Here is a 26,248-nt window from a genome sequence, read left to right on the forward strand (position 1 = left end):
AGTCCTTTTACTCTCTACGTAGCGCTTCCATCGGGGAGAGCTTGGATGCACGGTAGGCTGGCGCAATACCGAAAATAAGACCGACTGCCATCGAGAATCCAGCTCCCAAGAAAAATGATGTGAGGGAAAATTGCAGAACAACATCATACCCGAGACGCTGAAAAAGAATACTCAAACCAAAAGAGAGGAGACTGCCAAGAATGATGCCGATAAGTCCACCCATAAAAGTAATGATGAGTGCCTCAAAAAGGAATTGTCTCAAAATACCCCCACTCGTTGCTCCCACTGCTTTACGAAGACCGATTTCACTTGTCCGTTCTGAAACAGAAACATACATCACGTTCATAATACCGACACCGCCAACAACGAGAGAAATAGAAGTCAAAGCAAGGAGAAGTATTGTCATCGATCCGAGGACATCACCGAGAGTTTGCTGAGCTTCCTTGGTCGAACTCACTGCAAAATCATCTTTATTCGGGTTATCAATATCGTGACGTTTACGAAGCAGTGCGACGATATCTGCGACTGTTTCTTTTTCATGCGAGACATCTTTCATCTGAACCGATATCATCTGGACATACTCCACACCAAGTATTTTTTTCTGAAGCGTCTGAATCGGTACATAGGTGAATGTATCAAAATTGAGAAATGCTACCGTACCTCGTGACGTCAACACTCCAATAACGCGATATTTCTCACCCTTGAGAGTAATCGATTGTCCAACCGCTTCACTTTCTCCAAAAAAAGTTTTCTTGGTTTCTGATCCAAGGACGACAACACGCGATAGACTCGCATCTTCTCCTTCAGTGAAGAATCTACCACTTGAGAGTTTCGCGTTCCGATCGACTTGTACGACATCAGCACCCGTACCAAAAAGCAGTATCCTTTTTTCCACAGAACCAGCAGTGGCTCGCTCTTGTCCTATCGTCCCTGCGTACACTGCTACGACATTGGGTAATTTGTGGATAGCTTCACCGTCTTTCACAGTCAGTGTCGTGATTTGTGTTCCTTGTGCTCTCCCTGTTGCATTGCCTGATGATTGCGTCCCTGTACCAGGAATTTTGACTTCTACTTGGATAAGATCAGCACCAAAACTCTCTACCTGACCCAATATAAAACCCTTCACACCATCACCGAGTGTCATCACAATTACTACGGCAAAGACACCGATCACAACACCAAGAAGCGCTAAAAATGTACGGGCTTTGTGAGTCCGAATTGTTTTGAGAGCAAAAGAAAATGCTGTCGTGATTTTTCGAAGAGAAAGATTATTCATATCGCAGTGCTTCCATAGGGCTTATACGCGAGGCTTTGATAGCGGGATAAAGTCCAAAAACAATACCGATAATAAAAGAAACTGAAAACCCAATCAGAAGAGACGAAAGAGGAACAAGGAATTGCCAATCATATTCAAGACTGATCAGGATAAGCGATACGAGATAGGCAACGAGCACCCCAAAGAGAATCCCGATGATACCCCCGGCAATCGTGATGAAAGATGCTTCAATGAGAAATTGGGCAATGATGTGTATTTTCTGCGCACCAACTGCTTTCCTGAGACCGACTTCACGCACGCGCTGAGAGACGGAAATAAGCATTGAGTTCATAATACCCACTCCTCCTACGAGAAGCGAAATGGAAGCGATGGCAAGGAGGAAATATTTCAAGACATCAGTAATCGTAGTCAGAATATCAAGAGCGGCAGCAGTACTCCGTACCGAGAAATCAGATTCTTCGTTATCTTTCATATCATGTCGTTTACGGAGCAAAATGTTTATATCAGCGACACTGCGTTCGATATTTATCGCGTCATCTATCTTGGCACGTGCGGAATTGAGATAATTGATACCGAGCAACAATTTCTGTGCTGTCCCGAGTGGTACATAGAGGAGAACATCTGGATTGGAAAACCCTGATGATCCACGCTCTTCGAGTACGCCAATCACTTTGAAAGGAATTTTTTTGAGTGTTACTGTCTCTCCGATAGGATTGCGATTCGCAAACAATTCTTTCGCTTGTGTCGCACCGAGCACCATCACGCGAGACAGATCCATCTCTTCTTCAGGGAAGAAAAAACGACCTGACGCGATACGAATATTCTCTATCTGTATAAGATCTGGTGATACTCCCTGAAAACTCGATTCGAGTGAGGTAGACTGAAACTCCGTCGTCCCCGTCCCGGTCACATACCCTGATACGGCATCGAGATGAGGCACATTTCTTCTTTCACGGAGCGCTTTCAGATCATCGTAAGTGAGAGAAGTGGTTACGATGCCGAGAGCAGAGGCAGGCGGGCCCTTCTCTTCAGAAGCACCAGGAAGAATAGCGACGAGATTCGAACCGACGTTCTCTATCTGTGAGAGGACGAGTTTCTGCGCACTCGCTCCGATCGCCATCACGAGAATGACCGACGCGACACCGATCACCACACCGAGTACTGTCAGAAAAAACCGCAATTTCGATGCCGTGAGCGTCCGATAGGATATTTTTATTGGATCTGATAATTTCATTTGAGAAATGTTTCCCCTGCCTTAGCGATACGACGATTGGTGACGAGTGTGTCTCCGATGATCTGACCATCTTTCATAGAGAGGATGCGTTTGGCATGTTCTGCGGTGTATGTCTCGTGAGTGACGAGGACGATCGTGCGTCCTTCGTCATTGAGTTTCTGGAGAATAGACATCACTTGAAGTCCTGCTTTGGAATCGAGATTTCCCGTCGGCTCATCAGCAAAAATAATTTCCGGATTGTTCACGAGTGCTCGAGCAATAGCCACACGTTGTTTCTCCCCTCCTGAGAGCTGACTCGAGAGATAGTCCTTGCGATGTGTCATATCGACAGCTGCTATAGCACCGAGTACCTTCTTTTCATTTTCCTCGATTTGTTTGTCATCATAGAGGAGAGGGAGTTCGACGTTTTCATACACACTCGTCTTTGGGAGGAGGTTGAATGCCTGAAAAACAAAACCTATGGTCCTGTTTCGGAGACGTGCCAATTCGTCATCAGTGAACTGCGTCACGTCTTTGTCCTCGAGGAGATATACTCCTCCTGTCGCCCGATCGAGAAGTCCGAGAATCTGCATCAGTGTCGATTTCCCTGATCCCGACGGACCCATAATGGATATGAATTCTCCTTTCTCTATACGAAAACTCGCAGAAAAAAGAGCTTTGGTTTCCACATCTTCATTCTTGTAAGTTTTCTCGAGGTTTGAAACAGTGATGAGACTCATATTTTCTTTCCGTTATTTGACTTGTACGGAACCAATCGTTACTTCGTTCCCTTCTTTGAGACCTGATTTTATTTCAATGGTCCCGTCATCTCCCTCGAGACCAGTAGTCACTTCTGTTTTCACAAATGTCCCGTCAGATTGTTTGAGTTCTGCATATGTTTTTCCGTTTTCTTTTGTCAATGCTCGAAACGGTACCGTCAAAACATTTTCTCGTTTTGCTGTTTCGATATCGATATTGGCGGTCATTCCCTCCTTCAAACGGGTATCCATTCTCTCTAAATGAAATTTGACAACATACGAAACAACATCCTGGATCACTGTTGCAGATTTGGCAACATCTTCCACTTGAGCCGAAAAAATTTCTTCTGTCGTAAATGCATCGAATGTTATCTGAGACTCCATACCGAGTGCGATTTTTATAATATCTGACTCAGGTACTCTCGATTCAATGACGAAACTTTCTGTTTTTGAAACACGTCCAATACTTTTCCCGAGGGTGACGATCTCACCGACACGAATATTGAGTTTCGTTATTTGTCCATCAAACGGAGCGAGAAGTACGTTTTGTTTCATTTGTGATTCGAGCATACGAACATTTTCTTGTGTCTGTTCGGTCTTCAGTGTGATTGCCGTACGTTCCTCTGGTTTGAGATCATCCCATCCTTTCCCGAGAGTGTTTTTTCGGTTACGAGATTGTTTCTCATTCTGTTCAGTAATCGATGCGGTAATACGTGCTTGCTTCAATTGAGAAAAAAGGATTGCACGATCGACAGAAGCGATACGTTGTCCAGCAACCACCATGTCTCCTTCTTTCACATTTACTTCGTCTACCATTCCAATACTCTGAAAAGAGAGGTCAGCATATTCTCTCGGTACTACCTCTCCTGTCACACTCACTGTCTCTGAGAGAGTGCTTCGTTTGACGGTTTCTGTTTGTACAGGAACAACCGTGTTCTTGTTCCGATAATAAGCAATGATGCCCCAAAGAGAGAGCAGGAGAAGAAGGCTTATGATGACTCTTTTTTTTGTAAACATGCTTTTACGATAACAAGTTATATTTCTCTTTATTAAAACAAATTGCTCTGCTTTGCTGCCTCATCCATAGCGCGGTTCGCTTCCGCATCAGCCACTGTGTTGTATTCTCTCATCACATGAACAAACTTCACTTCTCCAAAATCAAGCATGAGGTTCCATATTTCGAGAAAAAGTGGCTGTAGTTTTTCATTTTCTATCTTGTATTCATGATTCAGCTGTTTGCAGGCGAGTTCGCTATCCATACGGCATTCTATAGCTGCTTTTTTGGCTACGGCTTTTCCAATCAATGCTTTTATTTTCTTCAAACCAAAAAGAATAGCGGAATATTCCGCCTCGTTGTTTGTCTTTGTTCCGAGGAATTCTCCGTATTTCTTCTCCAGTGTTTCGATATATACACCAAGCGCTGCTGGACCAGGGTTTCCACGTGAACCTCCATCGCTATACATCACTATTTTTTCCATACTATTTTCATCATAATATTCCTCATTCATAGTACCATAACAGAAGAGAAATATCTACAATAAAAAAACAGCTGAGTGAATAAAGTTATTCATCAGCTGTTTACCAAAAGGTCTGCTTTCCGTGAGAGAAATACGAAGCACTTTGTTCAAATGCCGTACGGAAATCATTGGCAGTGGCACGACACAAGTATTTACACGCCACTCGTACGGGTCGCGTGCTCTTCTGCATCGTCACACTCGTTCGACTATTCAAAAGGCTAAAAAGAATCACTTCAGAGGGTATATCAAAAGGCAAAGGATCGAGAGATGACCACTCATCTTGCTTTTCATTCTGTCTCTTTTCTCCTGTAAAATGTTCGGGTATTTCATACACCCAAACATCTACGATCAACTCTTCGCGAGGTTTTACAGATGGCAATCCTGCTATCTCCCCCATATGCCACTTTTTGTCCATTGAGTTCTTGCCTATTTGCAAGAGAAAACACACTTTTTCCCCTATTTTCCAAACAGGGGGTGCCTTATGTTTAGAAAACAAACCCATTCAAGCCTCCAGTCTATAAATAAAAAGAACTTTGCTTCTGTTTACACATCTTTACGGTGCATATCGAGAAGTTTCAATTGAATAGCTGTAGAACCATTCCAAGTATTTTCGCTTATTTGAAACAAAATGTCAAGAATCTCACCTTTCTGTAAGTCGGGAAATGCCGTGCCAAGAGAAAATGCGATAGCGTCAAAACTCTTGGCACCACCCTCCGAATCAATCAGACGCAACTTGAGGTGCTTCTCTCCATTCCCGACAAAACGGACATCTTGAATCATCATATTCTCCAACACAAAAACTGGTTCTGGATTTCCTTCTCCAAAGGGAGCAAAGAGTTTCAGGTCTCGACAAAGCGCTGACGTGATATGTTCTGGACGGAGTTTCATATCTGCCCAAGTTTCGGGTTCTGTCACGACATCCGCCAAGACGGACGTGGCAAGAGCATCAAATTTTTCATAGAATGCGTCGATATTCTTATTCTCTATGGTCATCCCAGCTGCTTGTGCGTGGCCACCAAATTTTTTCAAAAGGTCACCACACTGTTCGATGATTTCTATCACATTGAGTTCTGGTATGCTCCGGAAAGACCCACGACTTTCTGTCTCTCCGCGCGTGAGCACACATGTCGGTTTGTGGAACTCGTGAGCGATACGTCCTGCTACGAGACCAATAATACCAAAAGGAAATCCTTCGTCTATAGCGAAAATAAATTTTCTCTTCTGATATTTTTCAAGAGCAATCGTTCTCACCTGATCCGTCGTCGTCGCACTGATTTTCTGACGAGCGACATTCCACGCATCGAGTTCGAGTGCCAATACTCTCGCGTGTGCACGATCTTTTTCGATAAGAAGGTTGTGGGCGAGCATCGCATGAGCCATACGTGAAGCAGCGTTGATTCGTGGAGCAATCTGAAATCCGATGGTATGCGCATCTGGTATGTTGTTTTCATCAATTTTTATTCTTCCGACGGAAAACATTTCTTCGAGACCAACACGACGCGTTTTTGAGAGAACAATGAGCCCATACTTCACAATGGCTCGGTTCTCCTCCACCAGAGGCATAACGTCAGCGACGGTTCCGATCGCTACCACATCGAGAATCCATTTCAATTGGTCGACTTGATCCGGGAGATATCTCTGAAATAATGCCTGGGCTATTTTGAAACTCGTACCTGCTCCGCACAATTCTCGAAAAGGATATTTCTCGTTCGCAATTTTTGGATTGATGATGGCGTATGCTTCTGGCAATATCTCTGGTACATGATGATGATCGACGACAATAGTAGATATACCTCGTTTTTTCGCTTCTGCAATCGCTTCATGATTTGTCATTCCGCAATCCAGTGTCAATATGAGTTTCACACCTTTACTCTCGAAGAAATCCACTGCAAGAATGTTGAATCCGTGCCCTTCGTTCATTTTTTCTGGAATATAGACTTCGAGGGAAACCTCGAGCGCGGTAAGTGCTTCGCGTATAATAACCGAAGAAGTCACGCCATCGGCATCAAAATCTCCGAAGATACCTATCGTTTCCTTGTTTTTCTTCGCCTGTCCGATACGAGTGACGACGCGATCCATTTGCAAAAACAAAAAAGGATCATGGATATCACGATCAAAATTGGGAAAAAGAAAACGTTGACGAGATTGTTCGTCGATATATCCTCGAGCAGTGAGCAATGTATCAATCACTGGATGATATGTCCCTTCCGGAATACCCGAAGGAGCTTCTGTATTTACCCTGTATTTCCAAACAGTCATAAGAAAAAGTAAATGAAAGGGAGACAAAAAAACCTCTCTCACGAAAAATCTCTAGAGAACACTCATAAAATAGGCTGGAAAGAATACGCTAAACACAGGTAATTTCAGCTTCGAAAAGATTGGGATTATCTTTTCGAGATCGTAATTTGAGAACGGTACGGCCAGTTTCTTTGTTTTCCTTGAAACAGACAAAATCCGTATTCAAATGAAAATCTTTGGCGAATCGGGCAGCATCAAAAGCAAAACTATCGACAGCAAGGACATAATCGCTCCGTACAAAATGCGCATTGATGAGCATGATCATATCATTCGGCGATGTCATATTTTGAATCAAGAAGTATTGCACACCGAGTTCTTTTGCTCGTCGTTCATCTTCTTCGCGACCCAAATGGGAGAAAAACATAATCGGTATTTGGTTCGTCGATACATTCTTCTTCAATGCTTCGACAAACTGAAATCCATCCATACGAGGCATGATAATACCCGTGACAATAATATCCGGAATGTTTTTATTCACTTGTTCCAATCCATCCAGACCATCATTAGATTCTACAACATCAAAATTCGCATTACGCATCGTCTCTGCATACAGACTTCTGGTTTCGACATCATCATCGACGATAAGCACTTTCAATGTTTTCTCCATAAAACGTATTATAAATAATCACGTTTGTAGTATACAGGAAAGAAGCTCTTTTTCAAAGAACAGCTAATCAATTTTTCCCAGCTTTTCAATGAGCGATTTTTGTTCACGAGAAATATGTTTCGGCACAAAAAGAGTGATTGTCACCAGGTGATCTCCTCGTCCGAAATGACCCAGATGGGGCACACCCTTTCCTCGAATACGGAATACTTCACCCGGTTGTGTTCCTGCGGGAATCTTCATTGTCATATCCCCATCAATCGTCATCACACTGACCTTGTCTCCGAGCACAGCCTGTGTAAAGGTAATCGTTAGTTCAGAAACGATATCATCGCCGTTTCGTTTCAACGTCTTATGCGGACGGATATGCACATTGACAAACAAATCTCCAGAAGGAGCACCGTCTTCACCTGCTGCTCCTTGTCCGCTAAGCGATACCGTCTGTTCATCATGGATACCGGCTGGTATTTCTATATCGATTTCATCCTCACGATTCATCCGTCCAGCGCCGTTACAATGGTGACATTTTTCCTTGTACATCTTGCCTCGCCCACGACAACGCTCACAAATTGCTGCCTGTGCAAAAGTACCAAAAACTGTCTGAACGGTACGACGCACTTGCCCGCTTCCATGACAATCAGAGCATTGTTCTTCCTTGGAGTGTGGCTCTCCTCCTGTACCAAAACACACCTCGCAACGTGACATCTTGCGTAATCGAACTGTTTTTTTCACACCTTGCACCATTTCCTCAAATGAAATTTCGATATCGACAACGATATCAGAACCGCTCCGAGTTCTTCCTCCATGTGAACGTCCTCCACCTCCTCCGAATATATCTGAAAAAATATCTTCGAAACCTGTACCGGAAAAATCGAAGCCAGAACCTCCACCCTGTTGTGAAAATCCTCCAAATCCCTGTCCACCACCCGATGAACCTTGGCTATGAAAATCCTGACCTGTCTGATCATACCGAGCGCGTTTTTCTTTGTCGGAAAGTACCTGATAAGCCTCATTGATTTCCTTGAACTTCTTCTCATCACCACCGCTCTTGTCCGGGTGATGTTGATGTGCGAGTTTTCGAAAAGCCTTCTTGATTTCATCGGAAGATGCATTTTTTGGTACTCCCAATGTCACATAATAATCTGCCATATTCATTCTTTTATTTCCTTATAAAAACACTTTACGCTTCATTGCTTACTCTTTTTTCTTCGTATTTCATTCTAGCGTACAATGAAAAAATTGGCAATCCTCTCTGGTGAGTGCCAATATTACACTCTTCATTCGTTATTCTACCAATCTTTGTTGTTCTACTGTTACTGTTTCGAGAGTCAAAAATCGCGCCATAAGTATCAGCCAAAAAATGAATTGGGCGAGGAATACACAGAGCGGATTCAGAACTGACGCAAGAGAAAGAAGCGTGATGAAGAGGAGTAATGTAATGAAAAATGGGATGGCCTGAGAAGGTATATGCTGTACGGTTTGTTCACCCTGAAGAAATGATGTCAGCTTATTTTGAACAATAAGAGACAGTATATCAGCAATCTTTTCAGAACCATCCACTGGACGACCGACAAACGAAGCGATTTGTGTACGACCTTCTTCAAGAAAAAGTTGTCGTGCTATAGCTGGCGAGATTTCAAGTGGCAAACCGACAGGTACTGGCATCATACGATCGGAAGTATTTTGTAGCGAAAATACTTTTTGAGATGATATATCTGATCCAACAATCTGTTGTTGTTTTTCAAGATTCAAAAGAAATTCATCTACTGTTACGTTTTCTTTTGTCAGTTGTGCAAAACTCGGATTGATAGTTCCTGCTATTTTGAAAATACTACTCGTCATTCCTTGACTGATCCGAAAACGCGGTATGAGATCTTCCCACACTGTCTCCTTCAAAGATGAATAGTACCCTGTCGAAAACAACAGTGCTATACCCAAGAAAAAAAGCATCGAACCAGACTTTACAGAGCGAAAGAAATGGAAACGTGTGCGTTCCTTCCCTTCTGCAAAAATGTTGGCACTACTCCGAAGAAAAATGAGAGATACTCCTACGCTCACAATGATATACTCCCATCCAAGGAAAAAGAAAATACCTGGAAGTATGATCAGCGCCGTAGCGATGAGACGTAAAGCGGTTTGTTTCCAGAGAACAGATCCGATAAAAAAACAGATTGCAAGCAATACCAAAAATAAAAGAGGCTGAGCAAGAGAAGATCCTTTCTCGAAAGAAATAACGACGACAAGCGTCCGCCACAAAAAAACAGACCATACCCCTATCAAAAAGAGGAGGAAAAGGCCAATCGTATCTCGCTTGGTGAGTGTAGAAAACATATGTATTCTCTCTTGTTACTGTACTCGATAATACTCCCTGTACCAATCAACAAAATTTTTCACTCCTTGCTTCACTTGTGTTGCTGGTTTCCAACCGAGTTTACGAAGTTTTTTGATGTCAGCCACTGTCGAAGCCATATCGCCTGGTTGCATCGGCATCATATTCTTCTTCGCTTCTTTTCCAGTATATTTTTCGACGGTAGCAATATAATCCATAAGAGCCACTTCATGATCCCCTCCGATATTCATCACTCCACATGGTAGATCGGCATCGAGAACAGTAATCACTCCAGAAACAATATCATCGATGTATGTGAAATTGCGTTTCATTTTTCCAAAATTATACACGTCTATCGTCTTTCCACAGATGATATTTTCAATAAACTTGAACACTCCCATATCGGGACGTCCCCATGGACCATACACCGTAAAGAATCGGAGTCCAGTCGTCTTCAGTCCGTGAATGTGACTGAAACAATGCGCGAGGAGCTCAGTCGCTTTCTTGGTCGCGGCATACGGAGAGATCGGGGTATCAGTCATATCACTCTCAGAAAATGGTGGTTTGTTCAGACCATAAATAGAAGATGATGAGGCATAGACAAAATTCTGAATCTTGTATCTCACAGCAATATCGAGAAGATTGGTCGTGCCGACAATATTCACATCAACATAGAGAAGTGGGTGCTCGATGGCATAACGTACACCAGCCATCGCTGCGAGGTGAATGATTTTATCTGGTTTCTCTTTTTTGAAAACTCGTTCCAGAAATTTCGTATCACGGATATCGCCCTTATGCACAGTGAACCCATGCTTACACTCTTTGAGAAAAATTTTGATACGATCACGTTTCAGTTTTGGATCGTAGTAATCATTGAAATTGTCAATAATCACAACAGTATCTCCGCGTTCTACGAGTTTCTTTGTCAGAGCCGAACCGATAAAACCAGCGCCTCCTGTTATGAGTATTTTCATATTTTTTTCGTTATTTTACTTCTTAAATAGTGATAATATTCTGATTCCAAATCCTTCCGTACAGTATAACGTTTCAAAACTGTTTGTCGAGCCCGTGTTCCGATTGTTTCACGTTCTTCTTTGTTTTCGATCAATCGTTCCAGTTTCTCCTGCCATTCCGCTTCAGTGGCCGCGACATATCCATCTCCCCCATCAGTGATCGCTTCTCGGAAGGGCTCTGTCGCAGATGCTACTGTCGGTACAGCGACAATACCTGCCTCAAACCATTTCAATTCTGATTTTGATTCACAAAAAGGATTGCCCATTTGGAGAGGAGCAAGATTGATATCGATACGAGCGATGTTTCTCAAATGCTCATTCCGTGGCGCAAAAGAAATCCGCTCTATCTGAGAAGAAAATGGATGAAGAATATTGTCCGTATCGAGCGGACCAGCGAGCACGAGCCTCACCTGTGGATAAGCAGTCAGAATACGGACTAGTACCGGAGTAATAACCGCAAAATCTTTGTTATGGCTCGGCGTACCAGAGAAATATGCGATACGGACAAGGTCATCTTCTCGTTTTTTCTCATGTATTATTTTCTCTACATCAGAAATATCTTTCTGTGAGAGTTTGTTTTTCACAACAAAAACTTGTTTCCCTTTTTCACGAAGTTTCTTGGCGAGATATTCTGTCGATGTCGTACACACTCGCACATACGGATCGGCGAGAATCTCTCCTCCGACACCATTTTCATAGAGTTTCTTTTCAAAACTATTCATCTTCTGAAAATAATCCATATGTTTCAAAAACTCCTTGTCGTAGACGAGGTCATCTGTTTCAAAAATGATTTCTTTTTTTTGTACTTTTATCTTTTCTATCAATCGAGCCACGCTCGGCGTGTAGAGTACTCGGTGAAAAACAAAGACAGAAAATTGATCTGCATACGAAACAAGAAACGGATTATCCTGTACCGTCACCGAAGAACGAAATCCTTGAAAAGAAAGTTCCTCCGCAATATGTTGCGTCCGGTACCTCGCGCTATCCCCCACTCCACCGGTGATGAACAGAATATCTCCTGGACGAACGCGACCAAAAAGTGCCAGAAAGGATGTCGTGATACGTCGTCCGCCACGTATGAGTCCATCGCGCTTGAGTGTCTGCCACGCTTTCCCTATTTTGATCAAAAGAAGTTTCATAAAAAATACATGTTAGACAATTTCTTGATACATTTTTTCGAGTTTCTCGGCAGACACTTCCCAACCGAATCGTTCTGCTCGTGCACGATTCGATGCGCCTTTCTCTTTTCGTAATGATTCAGAGGAAAGAAGTGTACCGAGAGCTTCTGCAAGACTTTCTTTTGTCACCTCGCGCGCATAGACACCACCATCTGCCAAATACTGACGATTATTTTCTGTGTCAAAACAGACAATCGGTAAGCCCGCTCCCATATACTGCAACATTTTTCCACTTGCTTGGTTGGTACTCGATTCTTTGGGATCGACACCGATATCACTTAAATGAAGAATTTTTGCCAAATCAAAATACGGTAATGGACTGATGACCGTCACATGTTCCTGGAAACTCTGCTCCTGCATATAAGAAGCTATCTGATCAACAGGAAAGCCAGCGATAACGAAATGAACCTGGGACTGTGTTTTACATACGAGTGGAATAGCCTCAAGAAGAAGCTTGATGCCCTTGTTCGGGATAAGTGCTCCCGTATACGTCACTATCACTTTGTTCTGTGGTATATGAAATATCTCTCTCAAAGAAGCACTTTCTGGTAACCGATCAAACATCGAGAGTCTCACGCCATCGAGAAGCAATTCTGCTTGATGCATTCGAGGTATTTCGTTGATACGCTTGACATTGTCCCACGAGCTGGCTACCGTCCGATCCCCCAACCCATCAATAGAGTGTTCGATCATTCGGAAAATTTTCTGCAATCCCATCGCTTTCAAATAACTGTGTGAAACCATTTCGTTCGTCAGACTTCCGTGAAAATCTGCTACCAATTTCAATTTTCTCCAAAAAAGAAATTTTTTCACGAGAGCACCAATCAATACTCCTTCATGCAGATGGCCATGAATGATATCTGGTCTCCATGTGCGAGCCAAATAAAATGTCTTGCGAAGCAACATCAAATCAAGGAGCAGTTTCTGCCAATCTGGTCCTGCTTCCAATTTTTTGTACCAAAAAAGAAGTCGTCTGATACGCCTGATATCGATATGACTTTCGAGACTCTTCGGAATATCCTGTCCGATATGATAGGTAGCAATCATCACTGTATGCCCTCGTTTTTCGAGAGCAAGCGCTTCTTCGAGAATACGAATGTGAGTACCACGATCAGAGAAAAATGGCGTTGGAGCAATAACAAGGATTTTCATACAAATACAAACAAAGAATCAACGTTCTTATACTCTATTGTAGACATATTCAAAATGCTTTGCAAATAGCGTTCTTGTTGTATACTATATATATGATGAAATTTCTTCCTTCTCCTAAAAAATCAGACAATCTCGTAATACTGTTCGGGCTTTGTTTTATCGTGTTTGGCTGGCTTGCACTCACCCTTACTTTGGGAAACATATTCTTTCCCTGGGCTCTCGCCTGTGGTGCATTTACTCTTTTTTCTCTCGCACTTTTTGTGGGAATAAAACTCCTCTCTCGATCATCGATTGATTTCAGAATCGCTTTCTTTCTTTCATTGTGCATTGCTTTTCTTATTGGTCTGTATACTGTCCCGACACTTTTCTCTGGACGTGATCAGGGATCTATTAGTGAAGCCGCTTATCGTCTGACGCAAAATGGTCAACTCACTTTTTCTACTGACGCAAGCAGAGCCTTCTTCGCCCTTCATGAAAAAGGAACTGCCCTCAATTTTCCTGGATTCGCCTACACAGAAACAGGCGAACTCATCACACAGTTCCCTCTTGCCTACACCTCTTGGCTCGCTTCTTTCGTATCCCTCTTCGGTATGTCTGGTTTCGCTCTTGCCAACAGCATTCTCTTTTTCCTTTCTCTTCTGATACTGTATGCTCTTTTGCGAATTTTTGTACATCCGTTTTATGCATTTTCTGGGCTTATTCTCATGATAGGATCATTTCTTCCTCTCTGGTTCGCTCGAGTAACACTCAGTGAAAATCTCGCTCTTTTCCTTTTCCTTTTCCTCACTTTCAGTCTCATTCTTTTTCTTCGAGAAGGAAAATTTATTTCTTACGTAGGGGTGTTGTTTGCTGGTGGATTATTTGCTTTCACTCGAATAGAGGGATTTGCTTTTCTTTTCTTTACCCTCGCAATACTTTTTTGTAGCAAATATGCTCGACACATCTGGATAACGTACCCTTGGAAAAGCATTCTTCTTCCTGGTCTTTTTTTCGCGATTATTCTCTGGCGAGACCTCATCGTTAATCTTCCTTACTATAGAATAATTGGAAAAGCTCTCGTAAAGTTTCTCCGCCAATTCACCGATGGACATATCGTAAATACTCTCGCTCCAGTGAGCGCTCCAGTCGTTCTCGAATCCGTCTTTTTTTGGTACGGACTTCTTATACTCTTCCTCCTTGGATTATTTTCACTCATTCTTCTTATCAAAAAAAGATATTTCCTTATTCTCTTACCGACGCTGATCGCTTTCCCTACGTTCATCTATCTTATTGATCCTAATATTTCTTCTGATCATCCTTGGATGCTTCGTCGATATCTCTTTTCTGTTTTTCCTACACTCCTTTTCTCTGCGATTGTCGGACTCGCTCTCCTCTTTGCCAAAAAAGAGCAATTCCCTCTCGAAAGACCCCATGGGAAACGACTCTTTTTTGTCAGCATTATTCTGATCGGACTCTTCACGTTACAATATCCCGCTTGGAGTCACAGTTTGTTCTTTGCAGAAAATCGAGGACTCCTCGAACAAACAATGACATTCAGTCAACAATTCTCAGGTACCGATCTTGTATTGATCGATCGTGGTGTGACTGGCGATGGATTTTCGATGATTACTGGACCAGCTCAATATTTGTCAGGAAAAAATATGGTATACTTCTTCAATCCTTACGACCTTACCTTGCTTGATACGACGCTCTTTTCACACATTTATCTCCTCACGCCTGACGATACCCTTTCCCGTTATCGAGACGTTTTTGGTGAGCGTATGACATTCCTTCATCCAGTAATTTTCTCGACAGAGAAATTTCAATCAAACATCTCGAAGAACAGTTTTTCTTCTTTTGGATTACCCGAGAAAAGTCTCATCGAAACTCATAATTCACTCTTTCAGATTTACTAGTATGTTTTCATTACCCCTTGTCATACCAGAGACAGTAAAACGTCAGTATCAGATCGCACGGGTAATACTGTATGGCATCGTCATTACGAGCACTTGCCTGTTCGTTTTCCAGACACTGTTTCCGACGCTTGTTTTTTCTTTCAACTTCCGCACACCCAACTCGAGCAAAAACAATTTGATCGATCCTCGTACGGAACAAAACAGTCTGAATACAAATGGGAAAATGAATACCAATGAAGTTCTCTTCAGTACTGCCAGTACTCTAGGGACATTCTCACAGGCACAGATAGAGCTCATACTCGAGAAAAAATCAGCTCCTCTGGAAACAATGGACGTATCTCTCAGGCGTTCTTATCGCAGCTTCTTCCTCCCTGTTGGTACGGTTCTCACTGTTTCCCCTCTTGCCTCTTTATACAAAATCGATGATACATACTACGAATTACGAGAAAACATTCTCTTTCCTTTCGTCAGTGCAAATGCGTATCATTCACGTTATCAAGATACGGACGCACGAGCAGAAGAAAGCGAGACCCTCTCTCAATATACCCTCTCCGATACTTTTATCGGCTACCGTATTGGATCAACTGTTTCTTTTGCTGATGGTGTTTTCTTGATCGTCAGTGAGACAGAAATGAGACCCTTCGGAAGCGCAGAAATATTCCTTGCTCTCGGATATCGATTCGAAGATGTCATACCTGCCAGCGAAGAAGAAATTGGGATCTACAAACGAGGAAGAATTATCACTCTTGGTATAGAACATCCAGATGGGACACTCTTCCTTGATCAAGATACGAACATATCGTATCTTATTGAAAACGGTACAAAACGACCAATCGAAAACACAGAATATCTGACTTTCCTCACAGAAAGACAGACTCCTATCATTGCTTCATCCAAGATGAGCGCACAGACGACAACGTGTACTCTAAAGCCAGGTATCTTGGGTCAATCTCTGTCCTGTCAGACGCCGATTACAATGTTGCCATCTGGATTTGGGAATGATTTTGAAATTACACTCAAAAACGAAAGTGAACCTATCGACATCAACACTCTCCAGGTGTCTCTCAAGACAGAAGCGAGTAAACAAAATATGTTGTCTATCATCTCAAAAATCAAACAGCGACTCCTGGTACGTTTTGGTTTTGGTGAGTAACCTGAAAAATATCCTATGAATACAATCACAACAGTACTTCTCGAACAACTCTTGCGTTTCAAAAAAAACGGGGTGCTTGCGGTATGCTATGCACTCTTACTCGAATTCCTCTTCATCGGCTATATTGGATTTGCAGGACTTTTCACTCTCGAAATGCTTCTCCCAACCTTTGTAACAGCGCGACTCAGTCTGACAATATTCTTTCTCTACTTGCTCTCTGGTTCACTTCTCCTTGCATTTCTCGGAAGTGTCCTTGATATGCGTTTTTCTTGGAATATACAGAAGAATCATCCTCTGATCTGGATTGGTTCCCTCTGGGCACTCGCTCTTTTCTTACTTTCACTTATTCATTTTCCTCTTTCTTCCATTCCTCTCATCATTCTCGCACTTTTTACTATAGGCTTTCTTTTCTGGAATATTTTCTTTCATGAATAAAGAAAAGGAACTTCCATACCAAATAAAGATTTTTTAGATTGTACGAATCTTCTTCGAAAAATCAGGATCAACAGCGTGTCTGTGAGCACGTTCATTGATGAAATATTTTTTTTGTATATCAACAAAAGGAAGAGATTGATCAATGAGACCTTCCTCATACATGAGCACATCGGCATACTTTGCAACCCACATTTTGTAACTAAGAGGTATGTGTGTCATGCGCACAGCATTGATATGATCGATGAGATTGGTCAGACACGTATTCGTAAATGGATTATAGAACTCAGGATTTTCTTGAATATATTGTGCTCGTTTCAAGGTATCAACAAAAAGTTGCTGAGCCTCCCCTGACGACAATGTCATCGGGTAAAGATAGGTTTTGTCTTCTCGATAATTCGTACGGAGTTTGATGAGATCTTGTTCGTCTCCTATGACATAAACAAGTTCGTGCCTTCGCAAGAAGAAGAGTGTGGCAAATTGCGAAAAACGTTGTCCAATTTTTTTCCGTATTTCTACAGAGACTGATATATAGGTACCATCGTACAAACCAAAACTGAGCATCGTATGCGCGGCCAACCATGAAAACGGTTCAACCAGAAACCAGACATCTCGTATTTCTGTAAGAGGGAATGTCCGATCATAATACTTCGGAGTATATTTCTGTACGCTTTGATAAGAAAAATTCCGAATATTTTTTATCGTTATCGTATGATCATCGCTTAAGATAATCTCAGGTAATATTTTCAAGTCAAGAGACCAGTTCCGATCATTCCGTGGTCGACGAAAACCAAAAAACCGCTTCAGAAGAGAACTCGCCCTTCCTCTGTACTGCGCCCAAGTTTTGTATGTCTTTCTCATAACAAAACCGCAAGAAACAATTTTCGAAGAAATTAGAGAAGAGATGAGAGATCCAACACTTCATCAATACGGATTTGAGCAACAAAGTCTGGGACGTGAGAAACAAAAATCATTGCGCCCTTGTAATTATCGAGGGCCTCGGCAATCACTGGTAAATGACGGAAGTTGATATGGTTTGTCGGCTCATCGAGGATGAGTAAATCTGGCTTCTCAGCATAAAGAATGGCAAACATAAGTAATCCTTTCTGTCCTTCTGACAGACTCTCTATTTTATTTTGCATCAATTCTGCTGGAATGAGAAATTTTGTCGCTATTTTATACGCCTGTTCTTTACTCTTTTCTTCCATTGACGCGAGAAGAGTGTCCATTACTGTGCTTTCAAAATCAAGCGTCGAAAAATCCTGACGATAATAGCCTACTTTGATACCGTCAGTGATATGTGCACGATCTTTGTCTCCAGAAGCGAGTGCTTCGAGAAATGTACTCTTGCCAATGCCATTGGGTCCGGACACGAGGAGATGCATATTTTTTTTCAAAACAAGATCGACACGTTTCACTGCTGGTCCGAGATCAGTGATAAGTTTCACGGTTCGTATTTCGACAATTGGTCCGACAACGCCCGCGCACGATATTTCGAAATTCGGAAGAGTCTTGTCTTCCTGTCTCACGTCCATCTTGTTGTCCTCGAGATCTTCAGCGAGTGTGCGCATACGCTTGGCGACCGCACGGAGTTTTCCTCCTTTGTTGGCGAACACGTTGGCTTGGTCTTTCTTTTCTTGAATAGTACGTTCGAGCCGGACATTCTCGCTCTGCGCCTTGGCAATACGCTTGGCAATTTCTTCTACCACATCATAATAGTCTCCTGCGTACTGCTCGATTTTGTGGGTGAAAACATCGAGATAGAGCACTCCGTGCGTAAACGAGTTCAAGAAGTCGGCATCGTGAGAAATCACGATACAGGTCTTCTCATAATTGATCAAAAAATCAGTGAGATGAAGAATACCAGCCGTATCGAGATTATTTGTTGGTTCATCGAGAAGCAAGATATCTGGGTCTTGAATGAGTGCTGATGCGAGGAGAAGACGGGCTTGCTGACCTCCGGAAAACTCACGAATTTTTTTATCAAGCGGTGGCATAGGAAGATTGACTATTTCAAGTACTTCTCTGATACCCATTTCGAGTTCCCATTCTTTCCCTTTGAAAAATTGATCGAAGAAATCTTGCACAGTGAGTTCGAGTTCTGCCCGAGGAATGGTTTGTCGTCCGATAGCGACGGTTGCTCCAGGATCGATCGAGACACGACCGAACTGAGGCTTTTCTTCACCAGTGATGAGTTTGAAGAGCGAGCTCTTTCCAGCTCCATTCTGACCCATCAGGGTTACTTTTGAGCCACCACGCATACTGAAACTTACCTCATCTAAGATAGGTTTTTTGTGTCCATATTCGAAAGACACTTTATCAAATCGCATTACAACGTTATCTTTGGCCATAGTGTATCTAAAAAAAAGAACCCTTCGATTCCGCCAACAGAAAAGTTGGTTTCACTCAGGGCATGACAAAAAGCCATGGAGGCTGTTTCTCAGCAGAGGTATTGTGACACAGAATTCTCTTCTTTGCAAGAGATGTTGTTCAAAGATTATAGGATATTTACAAATTTCGATCTTCTCGAACGAAAAAAGGACCTTCCCTTCTTTTTCGTCATTTTCTTTGTATTATTTCCCTTCTGCTCCTGTCTTTGTGTTGTTGTATGTGTCCATTTGTTTCATTGCTTCTTCTGGAGTGATAGTACCGGCTGTCACCTGATTCTGGAGCTCTTGGAGCTTGTCGACAGAAGATGCTGGTGCTGGCTCTGATGAAGGAGGAAGTGTCATCGTATCTGATGACGATTCTTGAGAAACTGTTTCTGTGGTATTTACCACAGAAGACTGTGAAGCAGTTTGCTTCTGAATCATGAGTACATATCCGAGAATAAGAAAGGAAACAACAAGTATGGTTCCAAAAATGACTTTGAGTGGTGTTGGCATAGTTTTTTGGTTATTTTTGATGAGTTAGAATGGTACTGTCTCTTTCCAATTAAAGTCACAGTAGCGGGTACCATTGCAATTGTTTGTTCCGCAACCGTTACTATCATCATAGGTTTTTCCTGTGCAGAAACTGTTTCCTCGATCACAGCTTGGAGTACATGCCGGAGACACGAACCCACATGTTGAACCATTCCAAGTGTAACCAGAAGCACATTGGAATTTACAGGCTACTGATCCAGGATCGGTTGCTGAGTACGTATAGGGTGTGTTTGCTCCTGGTGTGAGACTATTCCACGCCATAGCATGAGAAGGAAAACTTGTACAGGAATAAGTAGGAGCGACACAACTACCTCCACTCCATGTGAAGCCACCATTACAACTGAACTGACATCTTGGTGCGGTATTGGTAGCAGAATAGGCATAGGGAGTATTGGCAGAAAGGCCTACGTTGTCACTTACAAACATACTGGCATTAGCTGGGATGGTGCCGGTGCAGGAGTAGGTTGGTGTTGGAGGAAGGACACAACTACTTCCATTCCAATTGTATCCACCGTTACAACTGTACTGACATCTTGTGCCGGTGTCGGTAGCCCAGTATGAGTATGGGGTATCGGCAGTGAGGTTTACATTGTCATTGGCAAACATCGTAGCATTTACTGGGACAGATCCTTGACAAATTTTTGTCTCACACTGGTTTCCAGGTCTTCGACCTACAATCACTGGTGATGGTGTTGCTACTTTTTCTGGACCTGGTCCTGCTATATTCCTTGCGCGTACACTGACAACATGACTTGATTCTGGTATAAGTTTTCTGAAGGTATATCCGGTTGCATAATAACCTCTTTGAATCCACGTCCCTCCATCAATTTGAATATCGTAGCCAGTTGCTCCTGTCACGGGTGACCAGAGCGCAGTCAAAGTATCTGATTGACAATCACCTGCACTTACAGAGACAGTTGCGGGGGCTGGTAGGACAGCCACACAACTACTTCCATTCCAATTGTATCCACCGTTGCAGGAATACTGACACCTTGTGCCTGTATCAGTGGCCCAGTATGAATATGGGGTATCAGCGTTAAGACTTACATCGTCATTTGCAAACATCGTTGCGTTTGTTGGGACAATGCCAGTGCAGGAATAGGTAGGCACTGGACACGTTGCTGTACTACATGATGTTGCACCCCATCGCGTTGCACCGTTTACAAAAGGACATGCGGTACCACCATTCGCCGCTGGGGTGTAGATGGTGTACAACTGTTGTTTGACTCCTGTTTGACCACACGCTCCCGTGACACTACAGGTAGCGGTATCACTCCATGAACCAACACAGTTAACAGGGGTAGGAGGTGTACACGTATAGACCCCCTGAGTCCAGGTACCATTATTACAATTCCATCTACGCGAACCAGTGTACCCAGCGGGAGAAGCTACAGATGTAGATGTATAACTACTTCCACTTGAGGTTACAGGAGCATTCAGGTTGTATACACAGGTTGGAGTGAGATTGTCTGTGCCTGAGTAGGCGGGACAAGTGGCGGGCGCAGAAGCAGTCACAGAAAATGAGACACTCGCTGCACTCGCTTGACCGGAGGCAAACAAAGAACCTGAAGTAAAGGAATCGCCAGACCAACCCGTTTGATAATAATAACTATACGGCGTTGCACGAAAATTAATGGTAGCGGTTATTGTACCGGAACCATTCACCGTACAGGTCGATCCACTTGGTGTACATGGCCCAGAAAAGGAATACGTCGGTGACGGAGGCGCGATGGACAGTCCGAGAGCGAGGGTGTCGTAATCATTGATGTCATTACAATCCATAACTGGCTCCAATACATCAAAACCACCAAAACCTGCTCCTGACACCCAGTGTCCAGAAGGACTATTCCAAGTAGATCCGGTCGCAAACCACTGTATATCAGCATTATTAGTAATAGGAGCAAGGCTAAGGATATGCCCGCTAGTAATACTGGCACCATCCGTTATTTCTGTTCCATTATCATACAAAGATGCTCGATGCATCAAACTTCCTGCAAGGTTAAAAGAAAAACATACTCCTTGTGGGGCAGCACCGACGACCGTGCCAGTATTGATGGTAGTTCCTGGTATAGTCACACTTCCGCTCGTCTTTGATGCTAAGGCGGGCACTGGATCAATCGCAACACCAAGAAATAAGGAGAGGAAAATAAAGATTTTAAAATATGAATGTTTCATAGTGTTATTTGATTTCATTTGTGCTTATCATATTATTTTCTCTTCCCCTTTTCCTTCGAACAATGAGAAATGTACCAAGAGCGACAATGAGAATAACAACTGCGGAACCAAAAATGATGAGTGAGGTATTACTCTTCGGACACAGCGTAGGATCTATTGCACTACAACTATACCTAATAGTGATTTCTTGAGCTGGCTTCCCTACCTGAGTAACACTTGAAGTGAGTGTGAAATCATACAAATCTTTTTCAAGCACAAAGTCATCCTTGAAACCAAGAACACTACTGGTAATTCCATTGGCATATGTAAAGGTGTGAAGAATATTTTGGTCAGCATCCTTGAGCGTAACGGTGATGACGCTGTCTTTGACATTGTTTGGTCCTGCTGAATGTGCGCAAGCAAAGAGTGTACTCGTCGCACCTGCCTTTAACGGATAGGTTGCAACACCGAGCTTGTTGTTGTGTGTCTCCTCTATTCCATTTCTACTGAAACGGATATCCAAGATTGATTCTGCATCGTGATCTTTTACCGTCACGACAACATAAGAAACACTATTATCAATAACAGGCACTTCGTATGAAAGAGATTTTGTTTCTTGCGGTTGGAGGGTAATTTTCTCGGTTTTTTCCGTTTTGAAATTACCAGCAAAAAGTGCATCCCACGAGTAGAGCTTGTACGTAACTTCGACCTGATTTGGTGTGTCCTTAGGATTCACGAGCGCAAAAGAGGCAATGACTTTCTCCTCCTTTGCAAAAGCGGGGATAGGCTGAGCAAAATAAAAGTTTTTGTCATTTAATTTGACGGTATCCTCATCAAAATACACGGGCAGATCTGTATATGTATTGTCAATTTGAAACGCCGCCACGTTCCCCGTAATGTCATTCGTAAAAGTGAGTCCCGTTATACTGTGACGATGGGCGGAAGAATAATAGAATACCACCTCATAATCTCCTGCTTGTGCGGATGCGGGTACTTGCCAAGTAAACGTTACGGGTTTCTTTTCATTTGCTTTGAGTGCAATATTGTCAACCGCTATGAATTGAGCGACAAGTCTATGACCATTCAAATGTTCGTTCTCAACACTCTTGCTATTCTTATAAAAAATCTTTGCATATACCTGTCCTTCGACAACGGGGTAATTGAATGGGTTGATCACCTTTCCCGAAAAAGTCGCCAATGTTCCTGGCAAGAGGCTATGCTCGGATGGTGAAATATCAATAGAAATCTTCCCAAAAGTAAGATAGTCCTGGCAGTCTATTGTGCCGATCGGATACACAGGCTTCGGCGGATGGAGAAGATTTTCCTGTTGTACGGAATTCAATCGATCATAAAAAACTTTTTGCTCAGGGGTGAGTTGAGAAACATCTGTGTACGGACGTGATTCAGTGTCGGCCTGTACAAACGGAATAAAAAGAAAAAACATTCCTACAATAAAAAATTTATACAATATACGCATACAGATTTTTGATTTTTACACTTTTTAATTTCATTTCCATTATACCCCCCGAGGGAAATCGTCAAATATTTGTCAAGACTGTATATATTCCAAAGTTTCTCGCGCACATTTGTCCCACGAAAATTTTTGTAACTGTTCTTTTCCTTTCTGTATAAGTGTTCGTCGTAATTGCTCATCACTCCAGAGACAGAGTAGTTTCTCAGTCATATCAGAAACGTCGAGTGCGTCACAGAAGAGTACGGCATCTCCACCTACTTCGAGAAGACTCGAATTATTGGCCGTCATCACCGGGACACCAGATGCAAACGCTTCGAGAATTGGTAGACCAAATCCTTCATAGAGTGATGGAAAAACAAAAAATCGAGCTCCTTGATAAAGGCTACGGAGATCAGAGAAACTCACCGCTCCCGTCAGAAGAATATCCTTTTTATAAGGACTCTTCTCTCGTACTTCCAATATCGATTGAGAGAGCCATGCTGGTTCCCCTGCCAAGACCAGCTTCATATCGGGTGCTGTTTTCTTTGCCTCGTCAAATGCCTGGATGAGGCGGACGAGATTCTTTCTCGGCTGAAGTGCTCCGACATAAAGGACATACTGCCCAGGAAGTAAGGAATAAGAAGTAAGCAGTAAGCGAAGCTCTTCGGAAGAAAGTTTTGTACCAAAAAACTCACCATCAAATCCATGATGGATGACACGAATACGGTCTTCTGAAATATGCGGGAAGAATTCCACCACATCTTTCTTCGTCGATTCTGATACCGCGATGATCTTGTCAGCTCTCCGAAGTGCCACACCAAGGAGGAAGTTGAGCTTGAAAAGATGTGTCTTGGGAAATGTCTCTGGATATCGTCTGAAAGCGAGATCATGAATAGTCACGGTCACTTCCGTTTCTTTTGGGAGAAAAATCGGTGCAGCCTGAATCGGCAGAAAAAGTTTCTTCGGTCTCATGCGAAATATCTCCCACGCAAATCTCGTTTGCATCCAAGCAAAAGGAAAAACAAGCATCTTCACGAAATAGTTCAGAAAATTTGGTGGAGTCAAGAGCGGATTGAAGATATTTCGATGATACAAATGAAACTTTGTTTCTGTATCAAATTTTCCAAAGCGTTTCAGGAGCTCTTTCAAATATACCCGTGTTCCATCGATACGCTGGTGATCGAGATCACTCACTTGTAGAGCTACCGTCGTATTATTTTTCATATTTTTTTCTCGCTTGCATCAATTCCAGTGGTTCGGCAAAGTGCATATTTTCAGCACCAACCACAAAATCTTCCACTGTCACACCTTGTTTCCTGAAGTATTCCACGACACCTTCTACAAGTTTTTCTGGAGCACTCGCACCTGCACTGATACCAATCGTTTCTTTCTCTCTGAGCCACTCTGTATTGAGTTCGGAAACATCATCGATGAGATAAGCCTCAGTCCCCTCTTTACGAGCCGTTTCCATCAAACGTGTCGAATTCGAAGAATTTTTTGATCCGAGTATCAAAACAAGATCAGATACTTTTGCCAACGCCTTCACTGCTTCCTGTCTGTTGGTTGTTGCAAAACAGATATCGGAAAGTGGTGGCGCGACAATCTGAGGATATTTTTTTTGAAGCGCTTTTATCACGACAGCTGTGTCATCGATGGAGAGTGTTGTCTGAGTGAGATAGACAAGTTTTTCTGGATTCCCTATATCGAGGTTTTCTACATCTTCTATAGTCTCCACAAGCGGAATAGATCCTTTCTCTGCTTCGCTCAACACACCGAGACCTTCTATATGCCCATGATGTCCGATATATATTATTTGATATTGCTCCTTGAGGAAACGTCCCACTTCGAGATGTACCTTGGTGACGAGCGGACAAGTGGCATCGATAAGCCGAATATGACGATTTTGAGCTTCTGTATAGTGGTCTCTGATCGATCCATGGGCTGAAAACACCACCACGGCCCCTTCTGGCACCTGAGAGAGGCTTTCTATGGTAATTATTCCTTTGGCAGAGAGATCTGCCACCACATGCTTGTTGTGGACAATCTCATGCTTTACATAGACTGGCGCACCAAAAATCTCCAGAGTGTCTTCCACTGCTTTCACGGCACGCGATACGCCCGCACAGAATCCTCGTGGATTGGCAAGGAGAATTTTTTTGAGAGTAACCATGAAAGATAAATAACTAATCTTTGATACGTGTACCGATAAATTTTTTCCCTGCGATATAATTCTCGACATTTTTCATATCACCACCATTCATCACAGCAACCTCCATATGTTCTTTTTCTGCCATTTCAGAAGCGATCGGATCAAAAGGAACATTCATTCCAGGATTCCATTTACTTCCAACAATCTTTCGGAAATCTTTCCAAGTTATTTCTTCAAATGGTACAGCGTCTGCATGTACCCGAGGATCCTTACTGTAAACACGTTCGATATTTGAGAGATTGATAATACGATTCACATCGAGATATTTTCCGAGAACGACTGCATCAAAATCAGTAGAGAATCCTGGTCGCCATCCTGCAGCGACAAGGATCGGCTCTGGTGCTCGATAGAAATCTTCGAGATCATGCGGATTGGTATTGATACGCGGATGCGCATATTCACGAAAAATAGTACGGACGAGGTGTGCGTTCATACGGGTAGCATGGATCCCGAGCCAATCACGATCTTCATCGGTAATTTTGGTGATTTGCCCTGCGACATCAATATACTGTCTCGCCGTTCTTCCTCCGCCTGTTACCAAAATAAAACGATATCCTTTTTTGATATGAGAAACGATAAATTTTTTGAAATTGCTGATGAATTCTGTATCGATCCCCTCTGGCACAAGAAGTGATCCTCCGAGTGAAATAATGATACGTTCTTTCTTATCGTATGCTCGAGACATAGGGT

The 26,248-nt window shown here is 42.8% G+C and carries 24 protein-coding genes; 3 read left to right on the plus strand and 21 right to left on the minus strand.

What is annotated here, in order from left to right; translation table 11 throughout:
• Positions 1-7: 7 nt before the first annotated feature.
• The 13 genes from PHH40_01715 to PHH40_01775 form a co-directional block, all read right to left on the minus strand.
• A complete protein-coding gene (locus PHH40_01715; GenBank protein ID MDD2766466.1) occupies positions 8-1,276 on the minus strand; it encodes an ABC transporter permease in 1,269 nt (422 codons plus the stop codon).
• Complete coding sequence (locus PHH40_01720; GenBank protein ID MDD2766467.1) at positions 1,269-2,510, minus strand: ABC transporter permease; 1,242 nt, start codon at positions 2,508-2,510, stop codon at positions 1,269-1,271. The genes PHH40_01715 and PHH40_01720 overlap by 8 nt, the downstream gene beginning before the upstream one ends.
• The gene (locus tag PHH40_01725) at positions 2,507-3,229 is read right to left on the minus strand and encodes an ABC transporter ATP-binding protein (GenBank protein MDD2766468.1); all 723 of its coding nucleotides are present in this window, start codon (positions 3,227-3,229) and stop codon (positions 2,507-2,509) included. The genes PHH40_01720 and PHH40_01725 overlap by 4 nt, the downstream gene beginning before the upstream one ends.
• Positions 3,230-3,241: 12 nt before the next feature.
• Positions 3,242-4,264, minus strand: a complete 1,023-nt coding sequence (locus PHH40_01730; GenBank protein ID MDD2766469.1) for an efflux RND transporter periplasmic adaptor subunit — start codon at positions 4,262-4,264, stop codon at positions 3,242-3,244.
• Positions 4,265-4,296: 32 nt separating this feature from the next.
• Positions 4,297-4,755, minus strand: coding sequence for a ribonuclease HI family protein (locus PHH40_01735; protein MDD2766470.1), 459 nt, complete (start codon positions 4,753-4,755; stop codon positions 4,297-4,299).
• 70 nt (positions 4,756-4,825) lie between these two features.
• Positions 4,826-5,161 carry a hypothetical protein gene (locus PHH40_01740; GenBank protein ID MDD2766471.1) on the minus strand — a complete coding sequence of 112 codons (336 nt, stop codon included), beginning with the start codon at positions 5,159-5,161 and terminating at the stop codon, positions 4,826-4,828.
• A 146-nt stretch (positions 5,162-5,307) separates the two neighbouring features.
• A complete protein-coding gene (gene recJ, locus PHH40_01745) occupies positions 5,308-7,023 on the minus strand; it encodes a single-stranded-DNA-specific exonuclease RecJ (protein ID MDD2766472.1) in 1,716 nt (571 codons plus the stop codon).
• A gap of 88 nt (positions 7,024-7,111) precedes the next feature.
• Positions 7,112-7,669: a response regulator gene (locus PHH40_01750; protein ID MDD2766473.1), complete on the minus strand. Its 558-nt coding sequence runs from the start codon at positions 7,667-7,669 to the stop codon at positions 7,112-7,114.
• 63 nt (positions 7,670-7,732) lie between these two features.
• A complete protein-coding gene (dnaJ, locus tag PHH40_01755; GenBank protein MDD2766474.1) occupies positions 7,733-8,815 on the minus strand; it encodes a molecular chaperone DnaJ in 1,083 nt (360 codons plus the stop codon).
• A gap of 135 nt (positions 8,816-8,950) precedes the next feature.
• Positions 8,951-9,997: a hypothetical protein gene (locus PHH40_01760; GenBank protein ID MDD2766475.1), complete on the minus strand. Its 1,047-nt coding sequence runs from the start codon at positions 9,995-9,997 to the stop codon at positions 8,951-8,953.
• A 15-nt stretch (positions 9,998-10,012) separates the two neighbouring features.
• Entirely contained in the window at positions 10,013-10,969 is a 957-nt protein-coding gene (locus PHH40_01765) for a GDP-mannose 4,6-dehydratase (GenBank protein MDD2766476.1), read from the minus strand.
• Complete coding sequence (locus PHH40_01770) at positions 10,966-12,147, minus strand: glycosyltransferase (protein MDD2766477.1); 1,182 nt, start codon at positions 12,145-12,147, stop codon at positions 10,966-10,968. Before PHH40_01770 ends, PHH40_01765 begins: the two co-directional genes overlap by 4 nt.
• 12 nt (positions 12,148-12,159) lie before the next feature.
• The gene (locus tag PHH40_01775; GenBank protein MDD2766478.1) at positions 12,160-13,338 is read right to left on the minus strand and encodes a glycosyltransferase family 4 protein; all 1,179 of its coding nucleotides are present in this window, start codon (positions 13,336-13,338) and stop codon (positions 12,160-12,162) included.
• A 92-nt stretch (positions 13,339-13,430) separates the two neighbouring features.
• On the opposite strand from PHH40_01775, the gene PHH40_01780 reads away from it, so the two are divergent.
• The 3 genes from PHH40_01780 to PHH40_01790 are packed head-to-tail and all read left to right on the plus strand — an operon-like array spanning position 13,431 to position 16,821.
• Entirely contained in the window at positions 13,431-15,233 is a 1,803-nt protein-coding gene (locus PHH40_01780) for a hypothetical protein (GenBank protein MDD2766479.1), read from the plus strand.
• A 1-nt stretch (position 15,234) separates the two neighbouring features.
• Positions 15,235-16,386 (plus strand): hypothetical protein, encoded by a 1,152-nt coding sequence (locus tag PHH40_01785; protein ID MDD2766480.1) that lies wholly within the window; start codon positions 15,235-15,237, stop codon positions 16,384-16,386.
• A gap of 15 nt (positions 16,387-16,401) precedes the next feature.
• Positions 16,402-16,821 carry a hypothetical protein gene (locus PHH40_01790; GenBank protein ID MDD2766481.1) on the plus strand — a complete coding sequence of 140 codons (420 nt, stop codon included), beginning with the start codon at positions 16,402-16,404 and terminating at the stop codon, positions 16,819-16,821.
• Between the two features lie 33 nt (positions 16,822-16,854).
• Here PHH40_01790 and PHH40_01795 read toward each other — a convergent pair whose 3' ends face one another.
• From PHH40_01795 to pyrH, 8 genes are all read right to left on the minus strand, one after another.
• Entirely contained in the window at positions 16,855-17,679 is an 825-nt protein-coding gene (locus PHH40_01795; GenBank protein MDD2766482.1) for a DUF4105 domain-containing protein, read from the minus strand.
• Positions 17,680-17,711: 32 nt separating this feature from the next.
• Positions 17,712-19,169 carry an ATP-binding cassette domain-containing protein gene (locus PHH40_01800; GenBank protein MDD2766483.1) on the minus strand — a complete coding sequence of 486 codons (1,458 nt, stop codon included), beginning with the start codon at positions 19,167-19,169 and terminating at the stop codon, positions 17,712-17,714.
• Between the two features lie 222 nt (positions 19,170-19,391).
• The gene (locus PHH40_01805) at positions 19,392-19,703 is read right to left on the minus strand and encodes a hypothetical protein (GenBank protein ID MDD2766484.1); all 312 of its coding nucleotides are present in this window, start codon (positions 19,701-19,703) and stop codon (positions 19,392-19,394) included.
• A 24-nt stretch (positions 19,704-19,727) separates the two neighbouring features.
• Positions 19,728-21,917, minus strand: coding sequence for a fibronectin type III domain-containing protein (locus tag PHH40_01810; GenBank protein ID MDD2766485.1), 2,190 nt, complete (start codon positions 21,915-21,917; stop codon positions 19,728-19,730).
• Positions 21,918-21,921: 4 nt separating this feature from the next.
• Positions 21,922-23,373: a hypothetical protein gene (locus PHH40_01815; protein MDD2766486.1), complete on the minus strand. Its 1,452-nt coding sequence runs from the start codon at positions 23,371-23,373 to the stop codon at positions 21,922-21,924.
• Positions 23,374-23,445: 72 nt separating this feature from the next.
• Positions 23,446-24,573 (minus strand): glycosyltransferase family 1 protein, encoded by a 1,128-nt coding sequence (locus PHH40_01820; protein MDD2766487.1) that lies wholly within the window; start codon positions 24,571-24,573, stop codon positions 23,446-23,448.
• On the minus strand, positions 24,563-25,519 hold the full coding sequence (ispH, locus tag PHH40_01825) for a 4-hydroxy-3-methylbut-2-enyl diphosphate reductase (GenBank protein ID MDD2766488.1): 957 nt from the start codon (positions 25,517-25,519) through the stop codon (positions 24,563-24,565). Before ispH ends, PHH40_01820 begins: the two co-directional genes overlap by 11 nt.
• Before the next feature lie 13 nt (positions 25,520-25,532).
• Positions 25,533-26,243: a UMP kinase gene (pyrH, locus tag PHH40_01830; protein ID MDD2766489.1), complete on the minus strand. Its 711-nt coding sequence runs from the start codon at positions 26,241-26,243 to the stop codon at positions 25,533-25,535.
• Between the last annotated feature and the right edge of the window lie 5 nt (positions 26,244-26,248).

The organism is Candidatus Moraniibacteriota bacterium (assembly GCA_028688415.1).
In the GTDB taxonomy this organism is placed as follows: domain Bacteria; phylum Patescibacteriota; class Minisyncoccia; order Moranbacterales; family UBA1568; genus UBA1568.